An 18,801-nucleotide genomic window follows, 5' to 3' on the forward strand; every position below is an offset into this window, starting at 1 on the left:
GAAGCCCTCACGGAAGGAATACTCATGGCGGAACACCTCAACCCAGGCAACCTTGCCTACCCTCGATTCGGAATGAATCCGGGTGTGGCGACCAAGGACTACGTGTTCTGCGGCGGCATGGCGCTGGATCTGGAGACGCGGGCGCGTAAGCCGGAGGCCGACACCATCGCGAACGAGACGAAGATCGCGCTGGAGGAGATCCAGGGGATCCTCGAGACTGTCGGCTGCACGCTCGGGGACGTGGTGAAGACGACGTGTTACCTGGCCGACGATTCGTATCGCAAGGAGTTCTGGACCGCGTACACCGAGGTCTTCGGCGAAGGCCCGTACCCGGCGCGCACGACGCTCGTCGTCGGCATCGCCGGCGACTGCCGCGTCGAGATCGACGCCGTCGCGATCCGACCGCGGAACCAGCGGTAGAACCGCGCGAAGAAAATGTCGGGCCGTGCGGCCGACAAGTCGTCGACCGACGCACAACTCGACCCCGAAGTCATCGGTGAGACCGCTCGACCGGCACAGACAGAATCTGCACCAGCACACGAAGCGCCCGCGCCGAATGAGGGCCGCCGTCGAAGTCAGCACGGTGCCCAAACTGCACGCTGAAGCTGCTCATGCTTCCTACAGGGTTCCGCGAAGACCACGGCGCGACATGACGGCGACAACAGCTCCCAGCCCCTACTAACACCGTCCTGCCCAGGACGCCCGAATCCGAAGTCTTGTCCTAGTCGGATTGCCCTCGAATCAGAGGCTCCGCGCATTATTCGACCGATCCGTGTGAAGGCGGGTCGCTAAAGAGAGGAACACCTGCGATGGAGTTCGGTATTTTCATTCCCAGTGCTCGGAATGGTTACATCATTTCTGAGGCTGCTCCACAGTATTCGCCGACGTACTCGCACATGAGGGAGATCATCCAGGCGGGTGAGGAAAACGGGTTCTCGTTTGCCCTGTCGTTGTCGGCGCTGCGCGGGCACGGTGGCACGACGGGGTTTTGGGACGACGCACTGGAGTCGATGACACAGATGGCTGCCCTTGCCCGGGACACGACGACGATGAAGCTGATTGGCTCCGTGAATATTCTGGCGATCCATCCGGCGATCGCGGCGCGGATGGCGGTGACGATCGACCAGATCAGCGAGGGGCGTTTCTCACTCAACATCGTTCCCGGCGGCTGGCACCCCCGTGAGCTCGAGGTCATGAATGTGTGGCCCGGCTATGAGTACAACAACTACCGCTGGGAGTACGCGGGTGAGTACTGCCAGGTGGTGCGCGAGCTCTGGGAGAACGGCGTCTCGAACTTCAAGGGCAAGCACTTCCAGTATGACGATCTGCGGATGGGCCCGAAGCCAGACAATCACGTGAACATCGTGTGTGCCGGCGCCTCGGACGACGCCATCGCATTCACCACGAAGTACGCCGACTACTCGTTCCGCCTGGCCTGGGGAGGCGTGGACGCCCTCGAGGAGGTCGTGGGCAGGTTCAACGAGCAGATGGAGAACGCGGGGCGGACCATCCGGCCGTTTGTGGCATTGGGTGTTGTCCTTGCTGACACCGACGAGGAAGCGGAAGCAAAGCTGCAGAGCTACATCGACAGCCCGGATCGGGGCGTGATGGAGTACATGATCGGGCAGGCATCCACCGATTCCGCCAAGGGCGGCACCTCAGAGATCCTCGCCGGTGTCGACGCCAAGGGATTCGTGCAGTTTTCGACGGATTTCATCACCGGTTCCCCGGAGAGTATCGCGCGCCAGCTCGACGAGTGGGCCGAACTCGACGTCGCTGGATTCATGCTGATCTTCCCGGACTACGTGGAGGACATCAAGCGGATGGGGCGTGAGGTGTTCCCATTGATGAAGAACTTTACCGCGGTGCAGGCGCTGCAGAACGCCTGAGTTTTCCCGCGCCTCGAGCTCCCAAATACGGGCCGCCACATGATCTGGCCAGGCCGTGTGGCGGCCCAGGGCGGCACCTTCCGTTGTGAGAGTGCCGAGAACCTATTAATGCGATGAAGATGAGGATGGAACCATGTCCACAACGCTGCTCAGTGAAGAACTGAGGACGAACATAAAGAAGGCCGAGAGGATGCTGATCGGCTTCGAGTGGGTCGACGCGTCCACTGCCGAAACGATCGCGGTGGAGGATCCCGCGACCGGGGAGGTCGTTGCTCGTGTTCCGGCCGGGAACGCCCAGGATGTCGACCGCGCGGTCTCGGCTGCGTGCGCAGCATTCCGCGGACCGTGGCGCCGGCTGACTCCGCAGGAACGTGGCCGACTGCTGTGGAAGCTGGCGGATCTGATCGAGGACCGTGCGCAGGAGTTCGCAGAGTTGGAGTCGCTGGATGCGGGGATGACGATCGGCGAGGCCAGATACGTCGATGTGGCGTTCTCGGTCGATGTGTTGCGGTATTACGCGGGATGGCCGACCAAGATCACCGGGGACACGATCCCGGTGTCGTTTCCGACGAACTTCGGCGGCCCCTATCACTCGTACACGCTGCGCGAGCCCCTCGGTGTGGTGGGGTGCATCGTGCCGTGGAATCTCCCGTTGATGATGGCGGTCAAGAAGATTGCGCCGGCGCTCGCGACGGGAAATACTGTGGTTGTCAAGCCGGCCGAGCAGACTCCGCTGTCGATCGCATTGCTGGGGGAGTTGGTGCTGGAGGCCGGTTTCCCCGAGGGTGTCTTCAATTATGTCACCGGATACGGAGAGACGGTGGGGGCCGCCTTGGTCGAGCACCCGGACGTGAACAAGATCAGTTTCACCGGCTCGGGTCCGACAGGGAAGGCGATCATCAAGGCGGCCACGGGCAACCTCAAGCGCGTCTCCCTCGAGCTGGGCGGGAAGTCACCGAATATCATCTTCGGCGACGCCGATCTGGGGAAGGCGATTCCGTCGGCAGCGCTGGCGATCTTCGCCTGCCAGGGTGAGAGTTGTGTCGCCGGGTCGCGTCTGTACGCGCACCGCTCAGTGTTCCAGGATGTGGTCAACGGGCTGGTCGAGGCGGCTGACAGCATCCGGTTGGGCCGCGGCTTGGATGCGGCGTCGCAGATGGGTCCGCTGATTTCGGCGGAGCACCGGGACCGGGTGCTCGGTTTCATCGAACTCGCCCGCAGCGAGGGAGCCGAGATCGTCACCGGCGGCTCTGCGTGGGGGAGCGAAGGCTATTTCGTCGAGCCCACCGTCTTGGCGAACGTCGGCTCGGACTCGAAAGTCTTGCGGGAGGAAATCTTCGGTCCGGTTCTGACGATTGTGCCGTTCGACACCGAGGACGAGGTGCTGGCGCTGGCCAACGATTCGCACTACGGACTCGGTGCGGGGGTGTGGACCCGGGACCTCGGCCGCGCGCACCGCGTGGCCGCGGGAATCGAAGCGGGTCAGGTGTGGGTGAACTGCTATCAGACGGTGGATGCGGCGTTGCCGTTCGGTGGGCACAAGCAGTCGGGGTTGGGTCGGGAGACCTGCAAGGAGAGTCTCGACGAGTATCTCGAGCTCAAGACAGTCGTCGTCGATCTGTCGTAGACCACGGGCACATATGGCTCCACAGTCGTCGGTGGCGCCGGTGCAGGGTCGTAGCCGCCCACGTCTGACCGAGGACCCGCAGGTGTCGGTCTTGCCGGTCGCGGTCGTCGGCGGCACCTACAAACGATTTTTGAGTAGTGAGGGGTTTGAATAGTGACAATCACCGATGTGGATTTGACGGCTATGTGTTTGATTGGTGGTCGGTGGGTGCCGGGGTCGGGAGCGGATGCCATCGAGGTGTTCAATCCTGCGACGGGGCAGGTGATTACGGAGTTGGTGCCGGCGACGATCGAGGATGCGGAGGCGGCCGTGGTGGCTGCGTCTCGTGCCTTCGCCGACTGGGGTTCGCGGCCGTTGTCGGAGCGGGTGCGGTTTTTGTATCGGATGAAGGTGATCCTCGAGGACAATGTCGAGTCGTTGGCGCGCACGATCACGATCGATCAGGGTAAGACGTTGGATGAGGCGCGCGGTGAGGTGGGGCGGGCCGTCGATTTCTTGGAGACGGCGATTGCGGCTCCGATGCTGTATCACAGCGACGCCGTGAACGTCACCACTGGTTTGGATGCGCGGCGGGTGCGGGAGCCGTTGGGGGTGTGTGTGGCGGTGACGCCGTCGAACTTCCCGGTGATGAACACGGTGCAGTTCTCGGCGTGGGCTCTGGTCACCGGTAATGCGTTGATCATCAAGGCGTCCGAGCAGGATCCGCTCGCGTCCACCGCGGCGATTCGGTTGCTGCAGCAGGCGGGTCTGCCGGATGGGGTGCTGAACTTGGTGCACGGCCGGGCGGATGTGGTCAAGCACCTGATCGCCCACCCGTCGGTGGTGGCGGTTTCGTGCATCACGTCGTCGCCGACGGCGCGGGCGATCTACGGGGCGGCGGCAGCGGCCGGGAAGCGGGTGCAGGCCAATGGTGGTGCGAAGAATCCGATCGTGGTGGCCCCGGATGCGGATCTCGATAGGGCGGCGGCCGGGATCGTGTCCTCGTCCTATGGGATGGCGGGTCAGCGGTGCCTGGCGGGGAGTCGGGTCGTGGTGGTCGGTGACGTCTACGGCGATTTGATGGACCGTGTGGTGGCGTTGGCCGATCAGTTGGTGGTCGGTGACGGTATGGCCGAGGGTGTGACGATGGGCCCGGTCGTCAGCGCCGAGAGCAAGGAGCGGATCCTGGCGGCGCTGGGGGAGGCGGAGGATCTGGGTGCGACGTTCGTCCTCGATGGTCGGAACGTGAAGCCGGTGGGTGGGGCGGGGTCGGAGAACGGCTATTTCATCGGGCCGACGATCGTTGCCGATTTGGATCCGCGGCACGGGGTGGAGGGTCGGGAGTTGTTCGGTCCGGTGATCAATGTGCATCGGGTGGACACGCTCGCGGAGGCGATCGCGTTGTCGAATGACACCGAGTTCGGTAACGCTGCAGCGGTGTTCACCAGCTCTGGTGCGGTGGCGGTGGAGTTTGAGCGGGGTATTCGGGCCGGCAATGTCGGGATCAATGCGTTTCCGGCGCCGCCGGCGAATGTGACGATGGGCGGGTACGGTGCCTCGTTCTACGGTGACCTGCATGTGTGTGGTGCTGCGCCGTTGGATTTCTTCACCGATCAGAAACTGGTCGTCACCCGATGGTGAGCACCATGCGGCGAACCAGTGGGAACGCGACATGAACTCCGCGGTCGTCATCGAAACAGATCTCTAAACTCGACGACGAAACCCACTCGAAAAATCGCTCTATACAAGATCAAACGAAGTTGCGCGGCAGTCTTTGCGCTTGAGGTCACCGCGCATCCAGTGGGGGAACAGACTCAGAAACGTCTCACACACCGTGAGAAATTTGACGGCGGCACGCCATACAGGGGCTGGCCTGATTCGTATAGATGAATTGCCTTTGGCAAGGAATCTCTTATGGAATCAAGAGGCAACCGCGTCTTACCACTCCACTCTCAGGTAGAAGGATGCCAATGTACCTTGATCAAGTTTCTATGGCGGCACAGCTTCCGACGGTGGTCTACATTATCGGGCTGATCGCCATCTTGCTGGCCATAGCCGGGATACTTCTATTCGACGCCGGCCTTAGTCGCGCAGGAAACGTAATGCACACGTTGACGCAAAAGCTTGTCGCCGCATTCGTTGCTGCGGCGGGTATGTCACTGATCGGATTCGCCATCTGGGTCACGCAGTTCAACCAGGCTTTCGGTGTTGCAAATCCGCTCGGCCAGGCGATCAAGTCGTGGTGGCTCGGAGGAACGGGCATCAACACCCTACCCCAGGATCTCGATCCAGCGGTCGTGCCGAATGCTGACTCCTTCCAGGCCTTTTACGCGCTCTTCATTCTCTTCGCCGCCTTCTTCGCGGCGCTGTTGGCCGGGTCTGTGATCGAGCGGGTCAAAACAAGTTCCTTGGCGTTGATCGCATTACTCTTCGGGGCTGTAGTCATCCCGGTCGCTGGGTACCTGGTCTACGGCTCTGTCGGGCCGCTGTCCAACGCCGGTACCCACGACTTCGGCGGTGCATTCTTCTATATCTTGCTTGGGTGTTGGGCGCTCGTATTGGTGTGGCGAGCCAGGCCAAGGGTGGGTGTTTTCGACGGCACCGCGACCGAGCCTGCGATCCCGCACAACATGTTGTATGTAGTGGTCGGAATGGTCCTCTTCCTTGCCGGAATCTGCGGCTATGCGCTTACCAACGGGTACCTGGTACCCGGATCCGGATACTTCGGGATCACCCTCAACGAGAGCGGCATGGGGCTGATTGTCACGAATCTCATGATGGCCTTCGCGGCCTCGGCGATCGGCGGCCTGCTGGTCTGGAAGATAGGGAAACACCCGTACTTCTTCTTGGTGTCACCGGTGGCCGGCTGGATCTCGGTGTCGGGGCTGATCGACGTCGTCAAGCCCTGGCAGGCAGGTCTGACCGCCGTGTTTGCGCCGTTTATCCTGCTCGGTGGTTACAAGCTGATGATCAGGCTCAGGCTGGACGACCTCAAAGTTGTACCACTTACGCTGGGCCCGGGAATCTACAGCGCTTTGATGGCCGCGGTGTTGGCAGGTGGCGTCAAGCAGGGTGGCTACTTTGGAATTACCCAGGGTGAGTACGCCTTCCAGCACGCCTCGATCAACATCGGACATCAATTGTACGGAGTTATCGTTTTCCTGGCGCTCGGTCTCGCGTCGGCTCTTCTCGTGGTCTTCGTGGTCGAGAAGACCATCGGGCTGCGTGACGGGCGAGTCGATGAAGGCCTGGAGGCGAAACTGGATCGCGCAGTCATTGGCGAGGTTGCATATCCTGACCGGACACCTGCAGGGCTACAACAAGCGGACGTATCCGACAAACCGGCTGCCGAGGTCAGCTTAGTGCCTTGACGGCACGCTAGAACTATTCATTCGCCTGAGCAGAATGAACGCGTCACCTGGATGCGGGTTGGGATCGCCAACAGAGCGCCGACACGACGCGTTCATCGCTGCTGCGGTACTGTTCAGCGCGCCTGATGGAAGTCGATCAGCGAGCCTTCGGCAGGTCACGGATTGTCCCGGGGAAGGTGTTTACTGAGCCGCCGGCCGGTGAGCACTGTTCGCGCCCGGAGTGAGCGTCGATTCCTAGGGTTAGATCGTGCCCGGGCCGGTCGGTGAGGTCGCGTGTAGCGCTGACGGGGTGTCGTGCCGTGTGAGCATTGATCCATTGGTTGCCGTCGGGTGACTCTGGGCTCGAACAGGTTTCACCATTCTAAGAGAACCGCAGGAGGTGATCGATGATCTTCGTCGGAGACGACTGGGCGAAGACCATCTCGACGTGCACCTGATGGATGACGTCGACCGGCGGCTGTCGTCGCGTCGGCTGCCGGACGGGCTGGCCGGCATCCGTGAACTGCACGAACTGGTAGCCGCCCACGCCGAAGAGACAGGGCAGGTCGTGGTCGGCATCGAAACCGACCGCGGCCTGTGGGTGCAGGCGCTGACGGCGGCCGGATACCAGGTGTACGCGGTCAACCCACTCGCGGTCCCTCGTCGAGTGACTCGAGACGGTCTCTCGAAGAGTCACGCGATGGCCGCCTTCGTGGGCTACGACGCGCTGGTGAGACTTGGAGCCAGTTCGTGCACAATCCGCGTGATGCCGCGACGAGGAACGCTTCCGGTGCCAACCTCGTCGTCATGGGCGCGGCCTCGAGGGCGGAGACCGAACCTTCACCACTACAACACGCTCACGCGTTCTCGGTTACGAACCATGCCGCGATCTGGGCGCGGGAGTTGAATCCGAGTTTGGTGAGGAGGTGTTCCACATGACCCTGTGCGGTCCGCGGCGATATGGTCAGTCTGGTCGCGATCTGACGATTGGTTAGCCCTTCGGCGACGAGCGCAGCGACTTCGCGTTCACGGGTGGTCAACCGGACAGACGGCTGGCCGGATTGTGACGAGTGCGGTCGTTGCGAGGACACCACAGCCTCCCCCTCGAGCGCGTAGGTGATTGCGCCATCCGTGTCGAACTGGCAGCCCTTGCTACGAGCTGCGCTGAAGGTGCTGGTGCCGAGTTCGCGAGAGGCGTCGGTCACACATCGGTCGTGTTGCTCGTTGAGGGCGGTGAACAGCAGTGGGCTACTCCCGACGGAATGCGCGAAGTTCGCCGCGGCGCCCAGAAGTGTGGCGGATCGTTGAAACTGTCGCTCCTCGCCCGCTGTCCACGCGAGCGCCTCGAGGCACACCGCCGCGGCCAAGCGGTCGTCCACACGTCGAATCAGTACCAACGCTTCTTTCAGAAGCCTGCTCGCCCGTTCCAACTCGCCTCGGCGAATAATGGCCACGCCCATCGCCCACAGGGTGTACGACCGGTACATGGTCTCGTCGTGAGCTGCCGTAACGGAAAGAGCATCGTTGAAACACGCGATCGCCTGATTGGACTCTCCGAGCAGATCGTAACCCACGCCTAGCATCACGAGGATCCAAACATGTTGTGTAAGATCATGATCGGTGGACAATGCGGCGCGCGCCTTTTCGAGTTCGGCGCACGCAGGAGTGAGGTCGCCCTTGTAGACTCCGACCACGCCTTCGGCGCGGGAGAGAAAAATGTGGACAACGGGGTTTGTCGTTTCCTCGGCCAGCGAGCGTGCCTCCTCCATTATGGTCGACGCAGTGTCGAAGTCTCGTTGTACCGCAGCGAGCGAGCTCGCAGCGTAGAGCGCTTTGATCCTGGTGGCGGGATACTGCCCCGCCTCGCACGCCAGTAGACGGTCGAGCCAGTATCTGCCCTCGTTGAACAGGCTGTGGGAGAACCAGAACGCGAATAGAGAAGAGGCGATATCGAGACCCTTTTCGGGGGCGTCGCCCACGGAAAACTCCATTGCCTCACGTAGGTTCGACTGCTCACGGGTCAGTTGCGTGATCCACTCGAGTTGGCGGGGGCTGATCCAATCGGCTGCCGCGCCAGCGGACAGCTGCCGACACCATTCTCGATGCTCACGGCGCAGTTGCTGAAGTTCGCCCGACGCCTGCGCCTTCTCTTTGCCGTAGACGCGCAGGATCTCGAGCATCCGGAATCGCACATCCCGGCCGACCTCTTCCCGCATCAGGATCGACTTGTCCACCAGAGAGGTCAGCGTGTCCAGGAACTCGTCGGACGAGATGTCGCGGCTGCAGATAGTCTCTGCCGCGGTGAGTTCGAAGTGACCCGCGAACACCGACAACCGGGACCACACGAGTCGTTCCTGCGGTGAGCACAGCTCGTAGCTCCAGTCGATACACAATCGCATCGTTCTCTGTCTAGGCGGTCCGACCCAGTGCCCGCGGGACAACACTTCGTAGCGGTCCCTCAGCCGATCCCGAATCTGCTCGGGGGACATCGCCCGCAATCGTGCGGCCGCCAACTCGATCGGCAGGGGCAGACCGTCCAGTTGCCGGCAGATCTGCGCGACCGTGCTCGTGTTGTCTTCGGTCAGAGCGAAGGTGGGAACGGCAGCAGCGGCCCGGTCGGCGAACAGCCGTACGGCGTCGAACTGGGGAAGGCCTTCCGGTGTCGTCGGGCGGCTGTCGGTGGGGACGCTGAGTGGTGGAACGCGAAGAACGGCTTCCCCGCTGATTCCCAGTGGCTCGCGGCTGGTGGTGAGGATGTAGAGGTTGGGACAGAAGTGCAGAAGTTGGTCGACGACTTCTGCCGTCTTCTCCAGCACTTGCTCACAATTATCGAGCACCAAAAGCAACTTCTGCGAGCCTAGAAACTCTTGCAGAATCTCGATGAGCGGTCGCGCCGTCTGATTGCGTAGCCCGAGTTCGGATGCGACGACGACCACGACGAGCGAGTCGTCCTCGACGGCGCCGAGCTTGACTATCCGCACACCGTCAGTGAACGCTGCCTGTACCTTCGCCGCCACACGCAGCGCCAGCCGAGTCTTGCCGACCCCACCGATACCGGTGAGGGTGACAAGGCGCGACACCCCGAGCAGTCCTCGTGCCTGAGCGAGCTCGTGACGACGACCGACGAAGCTGGTCAACTCCAGAGGAAGATCACCCTGCGCGGACTTGCCGACACCGGGCATGGAGTGCGATCGATGCTCTCTCGACCCGGCGGACCCACCTCCCGGATCGACGCGGACCGCCATCACATCCATCGGAAATCCGTAGCGTGCCTGGATGCCCCGAAGTTCGTCACCGAACACAGCAGCAGTGGGCTGGCGCTGGTGTGGCTCGGCAGCCATTGCACGTTCGATAACGGTGCTGACGTCATCGGGGATTCCGGCGATCCGTGGGTCTGGGACCGGATCGGTCGTGACCCGCAGAAACTGCGCGATCATGTTCTCTCCGCTGCGACGTTCGAATGCGGCATGACCAGTGAGGGCGCAGAATACGGTGGCGCCGAGACCGTAGATGTCGGACGCCGCGCTCGGCTCGTCCCCCCGCAACACTTCAGGTGCGGTGAAGGCGGGCGATCCGGTGATTACACGCTTGGTGGTGGTGAATCCACCAGGTATATGTGCAATTCCGAAATCAGTTAAGGCGGGCTCGGCATAGTCGGTGAGCAGGATGTTCGCAGGTTTGACGTCACGGTGAATGATCCCGAGGCGGTGGGCGTTCTCCAATGCTCCGGCGATACGTATCCCGATCCGGAGAGCCTCGTCCAGTGGAAGTGAACCCTGACGGCCAATCCATGCTTGCAGTGAGCCCTGGGCATGGAATTGCATCACCAGGTACGGCCGCCCACTTCCCGTGGTGCCCACCTGCAGCACGTTCACGATGTTGGGATTGCCGGTGAGTCTCCCCATCGCCCGCTGCTCCCGGAAAAACCGCGCGCGGTTCTCGTCGTCCAGTTCCGAGGTCATCACCTTCACGGCAATCGTGCGATCGAGGGAACGCTGCCGGCACCGGAACACGACACCGAACCCGCCGCGGCCGATCTCTCGGGGGTCGTCGAATCCGGCGTCTCGGAGCTCCGTAGCGACGACGTGCACTTCGTCGCGTTGGGTCGATAACGGATCGTTCTCAGCCGGCGGCATGGCTCACTCCGTCGGCATATCCATCACGTAACACCGGAACGTACCTGCCACCTCAATCACCTCTGTAGAGTCCTCCAAGGATATCGCGCGGCGAAGATGCGATCTGCCTCGGCGCGGATCGTCGCAGAGTCGGTCAGGCCGACCCGGACCAAGCCGAGTTCGGTCTTGTGGATCACACCGGGCACACTGCCCTTCAATGCCACGGGGCCGATACGCCTTGCGTGTGGTCGACCGTGCTCTGGGGTCGCGGGCTAGCGGGGTTGGTCCTGATCGTCCGGTATCGCGGCGATTCCGGACGATCAGGAGGTCCACTACTTGACTGGCCAGGTCGTGGACGTCCTCTTCGGTCTGTCCCTCGATCTTTCGGTACCAGACGTCGACGGCGTTGAGGTTGCTCAGCAGGGTTCGGGTGGCGAGTGCATCGTTGACGTTGCGTAGGGAGCCGTCCGCTATTCCCTCGGTGATGACGTGGTGGAACATGCGTTCGTAGTCACGTCTGAGTTCGTTGAGGGCGGCCAGCGCGTCACGCTGTCGGACCCTCAGCGCAGTTGATGCCTGATCGCGCACTCCTTGGTGGACCACGTGGTGGTATCCGAGATCGGTCATCAGGTTCTCCACGTGAGCGATCGACATCGCCACGAGTCGCGCGGTCGCTGGCGTCCGGTCCCGGGTGCGCCCACGTACGGTTCGACCCGCTCCCGTACACGGCGCATTCCGTCCTCGTACACCGCGAGGAAGATGCCGCCTCGAACGTCCGCCTGTCCGTGGGCGCCGACGGACGTTCGCATCAGGGCTGTAGTTTGGTCCGTCCTGCACAGACCCGGGCTGGTGTCAGCTCCCTTCGGAGTGAGCCGCCAGGTTCTCCCGGAAGAACGGGGTAGCTTCCGCCACGGCGTGGTCGACGTACTTCGGCACGTCGTAGAAGTCCATGTGGGCGCCGCCCTCGACGACCACCAGCTTCTTGGGGCTGCGGACCCGGCCGTGCAGTTCGGTGGACATCCACAGTGAACCGGCCTCGCTGCCCGCCACGATGAGCAGCGGTGCGGTGAACAGGTCCTCGACGAGGTGGAACGCGTCGAACGTGAAGATCCGCGAGATGCTCTTGGCGAACAGCTGCTTGTTCTTCGCGTTCGGGTGCTGCGCCCGCGGCGTGAGGTAGTAGTCGTGCGCCTCGACCAGGTCGCGTGGGGTGTCTTCGTCCGGCTGCTCCGGGACGTACGGGATGTACGCCGGGTCCGCACCTTGGGCCTCGGCGGTCCGCTGCTGAGCGACTGCCTCCAGCGTGGGCACCGCGGCCGCGTCGGAGTCGGTTCCGTACCACCCTCGTCGGAACGAGGTGCCGATGTTCAGGGCACTGACGGTGGTGACGGCCTTGATCCGGTAGTCGGTCAGGGCCGCGTTTACGGCGTACCCGCCGCCGGCGCAGATCCCGAGGACGCCGATCCGCTCAGCGTCGACGTAGTCCAGGCTCTGCAGGAAGTCGACGGCGGCGCGGACGTCCTCCACCCGCGCGAACGGGTCCTCGAGGTGGTGCGGCTCGCCGCCGCTCTCGCCCTGGAACGAGGCGTCGTAGGCCAGGGCGACGAAGCCCTCCTCGGCCATCTTCGCGGCGTACAGGCCCGCGGTCTGCTCTTTCACGCCGCCGCCCGGGTGCACGGTGACGATGGCCGGGTAGCTGCCCTGCGGATCGAAGTCGACGGGGAGATGCAGGTTGCCGGCCATGGTGATCGGGCCGTTGGGGATGGTGATGCTGTCCATTGCTGGGTCCTTCTGGTAGTGGTGTGGTGCTCGTTCGGTCAGAGGTGCTTGTTGTAGAAAGGGATGAGGGCGTCGAGGGCCTGCGCGACCGGTTCGGGCTTGTCGTACAGGTCGTAGTGCGACCAGCCTTCGGCCACCACAAGCTGCTTCGTCTCGGAACGCGCCCGTCGGTAGATCTCGAGGCCGTCCCGGTAGGAGCCGAACGCGCCGGGCTTGTCGCCGACGACGACGCACAACGGCTGGGTGAGCAACACCTCGGCGTGGGTGAACGCGTCCCATCCATACCCCGCCGCCCTTCGGGACACGAGGCTTCGGGTCGCGCCGTTCGGCTTCTCGCCTCGACTGGTCTTGTAGTACTCGGTTGCCTCGACGACATCGAGGCCCATTCCGGCCGCGGCGTCCGCGGTGGGGGGTAGCAGGTTCTCCACGTTCGGCTCGGCGCCACGGACCTCGGCGGTGCGCTGCGCGGCGATCGCCTCCAGTGTCGCGATAGGTTCGTAGCCGCTGAACGCCTCGTGCAGCAGGTGTCCGAAATTCACGCCCACGACACTGCCGACGACCTTGATCCGCCGTTCCGTCGTCGCCGCGCTGATGGCGTACCCACCACCGCCGCAGATACCGAGCACGCCGATCCGGTCGGCGTCCACGTACGGCAGCGTGACGAGGTGGTCGATGACGGAGCTGAAGTCCTGGACCCGTTGCGTGGGGTCTTCGATGAACCGGGGCTCGCCGCCGCTGGCGCCCTGGAAGCTGGCGTCGAACGCGATCACCACGTAGCCGGCGTCGGCGAGGGCGGTGCCGTACACGTTTCCGGCGGTCTGCTCCTTGCAGCTGCCGATCGGATGCGCGCTGATCACGGCCGGGTACTGCTTCGACTCGTCGAAGTCCGGCGGGAAGTAGATGTCTGCAGCGATGTCCCAGTACGGCGTCTTCACGCTGACGGTCTCGATCGCGTTCGTGGTCATGCGCTCATTCCCTTCGTCGTCCGGCGGAGCCCACCGGCCGGTCTGAATCTCGATACTCGGTTCGGGGGTCCCGACCGCGTCCTCACACCACTCTGCTGCGATCCGCACCCCGGAACCAGAGGCCGGTTATCGGGGGTACCCGCAGCCCCTCCCACGGGCTGCCGACCGTCCCTAAGCTGGTGATATGGAAATCGCCAAGGAGATCAAGGACTTCCTGACGACCCGCCGCGCACGCATCACGCCCGACCAGGTGGGCCTGCCCACGGGCGGTCGGCGCCGCGTCGCGGGGCTGCGCCGGGAGGAAGTCGCGATGCTCGCCGGAGTCAGCGCCGAGTACTACGTGCAGATCGAACGTGGCGGCGTCGGTGGGGTGTCGGACGAGGTGCTACACGCGATTGCCACCGCGCTGCGGCTCGACGACGAGGAGACCGAGCACCTGTTCACTCTCGCTCGCGCTGCGACCACCAAACCGCGCCGCCGAAACACTTCCCGGGCGCGCGTGGAGGTCCCCGAGCCGGTCCAGGCGCTCGTCGACGCGATGCTCACCGCGCCCGCCGTGGTCCAGAACGGCCACCTCGACATCGTCGCGGTCAATGCCCTCGGCCGCGCCCTGTACGCCGACGTGTTCGACCGCTCGGACGGCGTGCCCAACCTCGCCCGCTTCATCTTCCTCGACCGCCGCGCCGACGAAACGTTCCCCGACTGGAACCACGCGGCCGACGACGCGGTCGCGATACTCCGGGCCGAGGCGGCGCGGTCCCCGTACTCGGGAGCGATCACCGGCCTCGTCGGCGAGTTGGCCACTCGCAGCGACGAGTTCCGCACGCGCTGGGCGGCGCACGACATCAAAGCACACCGGCGGGGCACCAAGCGGTTCCATCATCCCGTTGTCGGGGACCTGACTCTGCGTTTCGAGGCGCTCGAGGTTGCCAGTGCGGCTGGTCTCACCCTGTTCGGATTCACCGCCGAGCCTGGTTCTCCCTCCGAGGAGTCCCTCCGCCTGCTCTCCAGCTGGGCCGCATCCGACAGGCCCGAACATCAGCATTCCTGAAGTCCGGGAAGGAGAGTCGGCTGCCGTCGACGTGGCCTTACCCCGGTGGGCTCACTATCGTTCGGCGGCGGGCTCGTCGTGGGGCTCTCGGTTCAAGTGGACGGCCAGCACGAGGAGAATGAGGACCAGCGCGACGACGACGGCGTAGGCCGGTAGCCAGAAGGCCGCGATGGCTGCCAGCCCGAGTACCGCGGCGCCGACCGCCCGCGGGATCCAGCCGGTGCCGGTGGTGATGCGAAAGTAGAAAGCGTGTGCGAGCAGGTAGATCGCCGGACCTGCGAGCATCAGCACACCGCCCACCCCCGCTCGCGCGGCGCCGGTATGCGCGAGCACCGTTTCACTTCCCGCGGCGAACATGACGAGGCCGGTGACGACGCCGTAGATCACGTTGATCCCGATGTGCACGGATCGGATCGGATTCTCGGTGGCTGCGATATGGCTTTCCACGAGTTGTTCGGCCCGCCCGAAGTAGACCGCCCACAGGCAGACGAGGGCGACGAAGCAACCTGCGGCGAGCACGAGCGTGAGGGCATCGGAATGATGTGCGGCAATCACGCGGCCCAGGGTCAGCACCGTTTCGCCCAGAAGGATGATGAGGAACAGCCGCATGCGCTCCAGCATGTGTTCGGCGTCGAACGGAAGTTGCCGCGTTCGTGTCGCCCCGCCCGGCACAGGGTGCGCGGTCCACGTTCCGACGAGGTCGATGAGCGCCGCCACGGCCCAGCACCACATACGCCACTGCGTGTCCAGTGCGGCACCGGCCACCCAGAAGGGTGCGGAGACCGCGAACCAGATCAACACGTGGAGGAAATGCCGGCGAAGAAGGGGAGTGGGGGCGGTGGCCGCCGCATAGATTGCGGGGCCGTTCAGCGCCAACAGCATCGGGACGACGAACAGCCACGGACTGTCGTCGAAAGCGTGCCCGATGCCTGCGTTCATGAACAACCCCAGGCCCATCACCGTGATCGTCACGACCCTCGTACCGGTGCGCTCGATGTCGAGCAGTGTGACCTCGAAGGTGGTGAAGACCCAGACACCGCACACTGCAACGAGCGCCACCAGGGTCTCGGCGGCACCGCCCCAGGTCAGATGATCGACGAGATGATGGGTGAGCTGACCGATCGCCAGCACGAACACCAGGTCGAAGAAGAGTTCGAGTGGCGAAACCTCGCGATGGGCGCTGCGCGCTTCCCGGACCATCATGGATGCCTCCTCGGCGCAGAATCCTATCCGGCGGGGTCGAGCCGGACGGTCGTTTCGGCGGCGGTGGGGGGCCAACGCTGTCGGCCCCTATACCGAGACACGAGTCCCCCGTGATGCAAGCGGGTACCGCCATGACCATGCGCGTGGCCTTGAACATGCTGAATCGTTCTTGCGATTACCGAAGCGCAGCAAGCACAGTGGTCATGGTGACCGCGACGAGGAGCAGCATGTAACCGACCGCGTGCACGCGGTCGGGCAGACGGGGTGGACGCCGCCTCAGCGTGACGATCACCGGAAGTGCGCCGAGGAGCAGCGCCAGGGCCGCGGCCAGATCGACGGATCCGACCAGGGCGGCCCCGGCAGGCGATCCGGGACCGCGGCTGACGAGAAAGATCAGGGCCGCCGGCAGGCTGATGGCGAGGGTCAGCGGGTTTGCAAGGGCGGTGGCGACACCCATCCCCAGTCCGGACCGGCGCAGGAGAGGCACCGTCATGACACTGCCGCCGACGCCGAGAAATGCTGCGCTCGCGCCGATCGGTAGCCCGAGCGAGGTCGGTATGGCGAACCGTTGCCGAGAGTCGATCGTGTGCCGCGCCGTCGGACGGAAGAAGCCCGGTCGCATCAGGACATCAACGATCGTCCCGACGAGATAAATGACGAACCCCCACTGGATGATTGCGCCGGGAACGAGCCGGGCAAGCAACGCGCCTACCACGCCTCCGAGACCGAGAAGTGCAAGCAGGCAACGAGAGTCACGCAAGTGACGCAGCACCGTGCGGGAGGTTGCAGACGTGGCGACGGCGGCATTCACCACCATTACCGCCGCGGATGTTGCGACTGCGACCCGAGCGGCCGAGTCGCCGAGCCCTGCTTCCGCCCACAGGACGACCGGGACGGTCACGAACCCGCCGCCGAAACCGAACAGGACGGTGGTCAACCCGGTCACGAGGCCGACGAGAACGAGAACGAACATATCCATTCGGTCCAGTTCACCGTATCGGTGTAGCGGCGACAATCGAATGTCAGTCGATTTCTTTCGAGAGTCAGCCGGTAGGTTGGGTGTCGTGAGAAATGTCCCCCTCAGCGACGTCGACGGTGTCGAGCGGGACGTGCTCCCGATCGCGACCGACTATCCGGCCGGCTTCGTGCTGGACTGGCACGAACACCGTCGTGCACAGTTCCTCTACGGAGCTACAGGAACAATGGTCGTCGAGACCGACAACGGCACCTGGACGGTCCCCACCGCTCAGGGCGTCATGATTCCGCCGGCCACACGGCATCGGGTACGGATGCTCGGTGTGAGTACGAGCAGTCTCTACATCGAACCTGCTGCGGTGCCATGGTGGCCCATGGTGTGCGTCGTGGTCGAGGTGTCATCGCTGCTCCGCGAACTGCTCCTCGCCGCCGCCGATCTATCCGCCGAGTACGACCGCGCCGGCAGGGAGGGTGCCATCGCGGCACTGCTGCTGTTCGAGCTGGCAACGCTCAGGTCGCTTCCCCTGCACCTGACGCTGCCGATGTCGGCCGACCTGGTCGCGCTGTGCCGGTCCTATCTCGGCAAGCCGGAGGTCGGCGTGACGAACGCCGAGTGGGCGGGCCGAGTGGCGATGAGCGAACGCGCCTTCACCCGGCGATTCCTACGCGAGGTCGGGGTCAGTCCGGCGGCTTGGCGCCTGCGGGCTCGGTTGCTGGCAGCCATCCCGATGCTGCGCTCGCAGCCGGTGACTCGGGTCGCCTCGACTCTCGGTTACGCATCTCCCGCAGCGTTCTCCTTCGCCTTCAGCCGCGAGTTCGGAATGGCGCCGTCCGCTGCAGGCCGCCGCGAGGAAACGAACCGGTGAGTTGCCGGGCACGTCGGGTCGAGGTCGTCACGGTTCAGCCGATCCCGGCGGGTTCGGAACGTCGGACAGCGTGCCCACCGAACTGGCTACGCAGCGCAGAAACTGCTTTCATGGCGGGCGAATCGTGTTGTCGGGACGCGAACCGCGCGAACAGTGCGGCGGAGATCACCGGCGCCGGAACCGCGTGTGCGATAGCTTGTTCGACGGTCCAGCGGCCTTCGCCGGAATCCTCGGTGTAGCCGGAGATCGCGGCCAGGTCGGGATCCTCGGACAGGGCCTGCGCCAGGAGGTCGAGAAGCCAGGACCGCACGACGGTGCCCTTCGACCAGGCACGCAGGACTGCGGGCACGTCCGCGATCGAGTCCTCGGCGGCGAGCAGCTCGTAGCCCTCGGCGTAGGCCTGCATCAGCCCGTATTCGACGCCGTTGTGCACCATCTTCGCGTAGTGTCCGGCGCCGACCGGGCCGGCGTGGACGAACGAGTCCTCCCGCTCCCCGTCCGGTCGCAGTGCGTCGAAGACCGGCATCAACCGGTCGATGTCGGCGGCGTCGCCGCCGGCCATCAGCGCGTACCCGTTCCGTCGCCCCCACACTCCACCGGAGACGCCGCAGTCGAGGTAGCGGATGCCGTGTTCGGCGAGGATGTCCGCGTTGATCGTGTCGTCGGTGAATCGGGAGTTGCCGCCGTCGACGACGAGGTCACCGGGTGCAAGCAGGAGGGAAAGCTGCCCGATCACCTGACGGGTCGGGGTGCCGGCGGGCACCATCACCCACATCGCCCGCGGCGTCGGAAGCGACTCGACCAACGCTTCGAGGCTGTCCACATCGCTGTCGGCGGCGTTCGGGTCGTATCCGATCGCGTCGAGTCCGCGTTCACGCAACCGCTCACGCATGTTCAGTCCCATTTTGCCCAGACCGACCAGTCCCAGTTTCATCGTCACCGTTCCACTTTCGATGTGCAGTGTCTTGCCATAGGTCTATGTCTACGGGGGATTCGGGGCCG

Annotated in this window: 14 protein-coding genes and 2 pseudogenes; 8 read left to right on the forward strand and 8 right to left on the reverse strand. The window is 64.2% G+C overall.

The window, feature by feature from the left end; all coding sequences use genetic code 11:
- Positions 1-24 precede the first annotated feature (24 nt).
- From CJ177_RS31275 to CJ177_RS31300, 6 genes and pseudogenes are all read left to right on the forward strand, one after another.
- Complete coding sequence (locus CJ177_RS31275) at positions 25-420, forward strand: RidA family protein (protein WP_095869527.1); 396 nt, start codon at positions 25-27, stop codon at positions 418-420.
- A 389-nt stretch (positions 421-809) separates the two neighbouring features.
- Positions 810-1,889 carry an LLM class flavin-dependent oxidoreductase gene (locus CJ177_RS31280; RefSeq protein ID WP_063886814.1) on the forward strand — a complete coding sequence of 360 codons (1,080 nt, stop codon included), beginning with the start codon at positions 810-812 and terminating at the stop codon, positions 1,887-1,889.
- A gap of 133 nt (positions 1,890-2,022) precedes the next feature.
- Positions 2,023-3,516, forward strand: coding sequence for an aldehyde dehydrogenase (locus CJ177_RS31285; protein ID WP_061698281.1), 1,494 nt, complete (start codon positions 2,023-2,025; stop codon positions 3,514-3,516).
- Positions 3,517-3,723: 207 nt separating this feature from the next.
- Complete coding sequence (locus CJ177_RS31290) at positions 3,724-5,136, forward strand: aldehyde dehydrogenase family protein (RefSeq protein WP_231914214.1); 1,413 nt, start codon at positions 3,724-3,726, stop codon at positions 5,134-5,136.
- A gap of 329 nt (positions 5,137-5,465) precedes the next feature.
- Positions 5,466-6,866 carry an ammonium transporter gene (locus CJ177_RS31295; protein WP_061699676.1) on the forward strand — a complete coding sequence of 467 codons (1,401 nt, stop codon included), beginning with the start codon at positions 5,466-5,468 and terminating at the stop codon, positions 6,864-6,866.
- Between the two features lie 386 nt (positions 6,867-7,252).
- Positions 7,253-7,533 (forward strand): annotated as a pseudogene (locus CJ177_RS31300) (transposase); the annotation flags it as partial.
- Positions 7,534-7,702: 169 nt separating this feature from the next.
- On the opposite strand, the gene CJ177_RS31305 reads toward CJ177_RS31300, so the two are convergent.
- The 5 genes and pseudogenes from CJ177_RS31305 to CJ177_RS31320 all read right to left on the reverse strand — a co-directional run bounded on the left by CJ177_RS31305 (position 7,703) and on the right by CJ177_RS31320 (position 13,704).
- Positions 7,703-10,981: a protein kinase gene (locus CJ177_RS31305; protein ID WP_061699678.1), complete on the reverse strand. Its 3,279-nt coding sequence runs from the start codon at positions 10,979-10,981 to the stop codon at positions 7,703-7,705.
- Between the two features lie 56 nt (positions 10,982-11,037).
- Positions 11,038-11,184: a hypothetical protein gene (locus CJ177_RS49475; protein WP_373560063.1), complete on the reverse strand. Its 147-nt coding sequence runs from the start codon at positions 11,182-11,184 to the stop codon at positions 11,038-11,040.
- Between the two features lie 157 nt (positions 11,185-11,341).
- A pseudogene (locus tag CJ177_RS49480) lies at positions 11,342-11,614 on the reverse strand (TetR/AcrR family transcriptional regulator); the annotation flags it as partial.
- Positions 11,615-11,812: 198 nt separating this feature from the next.
- Positions 11,813-12,739 (reverse strand): alpha/beta hydrolase, encoded by a 927-nt coding sequence (locus tag CJ177_RS31315; protein ID WP_061699679.1) that lies wholly within the window; start codon positions 12,737-12,739, stop codon positions 11,813-11,815.
- Positions 12,740-12,777: 38 nt separating this feature from the next.
- The gene (locus tag CJ177_RS31320; protein ID WP_218835139.1) at positions 12,778-13,704 is read right to left on the reverse strand and encodes an alpha/beta hydrolase; all 927 of its coding nucleotides are present in this window, start codon (positions 13,702-13,704) and stop codon (positions 12,778-12,780) included.
- A 184-nt stretch (positions 13,705-13,888) separates the two neighbouring features.
- On the opposite strand from CJ177_RS31320, the gene CJ177_RS31325 reads away from it, so the two are divergent.
- A complete protein-coding gene (locus tag CJ177_RS31325) occupies positions 13,889-14,755 on the forward strand; it encodes a helix-turn-helix domain-containing protein (RefSeq protein WP_005242446.1) in 867 nt (288 codons plus the stop codon).
- 54 nt (positions 14,756-14,809) lie between these two features.
- On the opposite strand, the gene CJ177_RS31330 is transcribed toward CJ177_RS31325, so the two are convergent.
- Both CJ177_RS31330 and CJ177_RS31335 read right to left on the reverse strand, forming a co-directional pair.
- Positions 14,810-15,958 (reverse strand): low temperature requirement protein A, encoded by a 1,149-nt coding sequence (locus CJ177_RS31330; RefSeq protein WP_005242444.1) that lies wholly within the window; start codon positions 15,956-15,958, stop codon positions 14,810-14,812.
- A gap of 175 nt (positions 15,959-16,133) precedes the next feature.
- On the reverse strand, positions 16,134-16,931 hold the full coding sequence (locus CJ177_RS31335; RefSeq protein WP_061045835.1) for a TSUP family transporter: 798 nt from the start codon (positions 16,929-16,931) through the stop codon (positions 16,134-16,136).
- Positions 16,932-17,022: 91 nt separating this feature from the next.
- Between CJ177_RS31335 and CJ177_RS31340 the strand changes: the two genes are divergently transcribed.
- Entirely contained in the window at positions 17,023-17,799 is a 777-nt protein-coding gene (locus CJ177_RS31340) for a helix-turn-helix domain-containing protein (protein ID WP_179443320.1), read from the forward strand.
- 34 nt (positions 17,800-17,833) lie between these two features.
- On the opposite strand, the gene gnd is transcribed toward CJ177_RS31340, so the two are convergent.
- Positions 17,834-18,733, reverse strand: a complete 900-nt coding sequence (gnd, locus tag CJ177_RS31345) for a phosphogluconate dehydrogenase (NAD(+)-dependent, decarboxylating) (RefSeq protein ID WP_025432727.1) — start codon at positions 18,731-18,733, stop codon at positions 17,834-17,836.
- Positions 18,734-18,801: the final 68 nt, after the last annotated feature.

This window comes from Rhodococcus sp. ACPA1 (genome assembly GCF_002300195.1).
In the GTDB taxonomy this organism is placed as follows: domain Bacteria; phylum Actinomycetota; class Actinomycetes; order Mycobacteriales; family Mycobacteriaceae; genus Rhodococcus_F; species Rhodococcus_F opacus.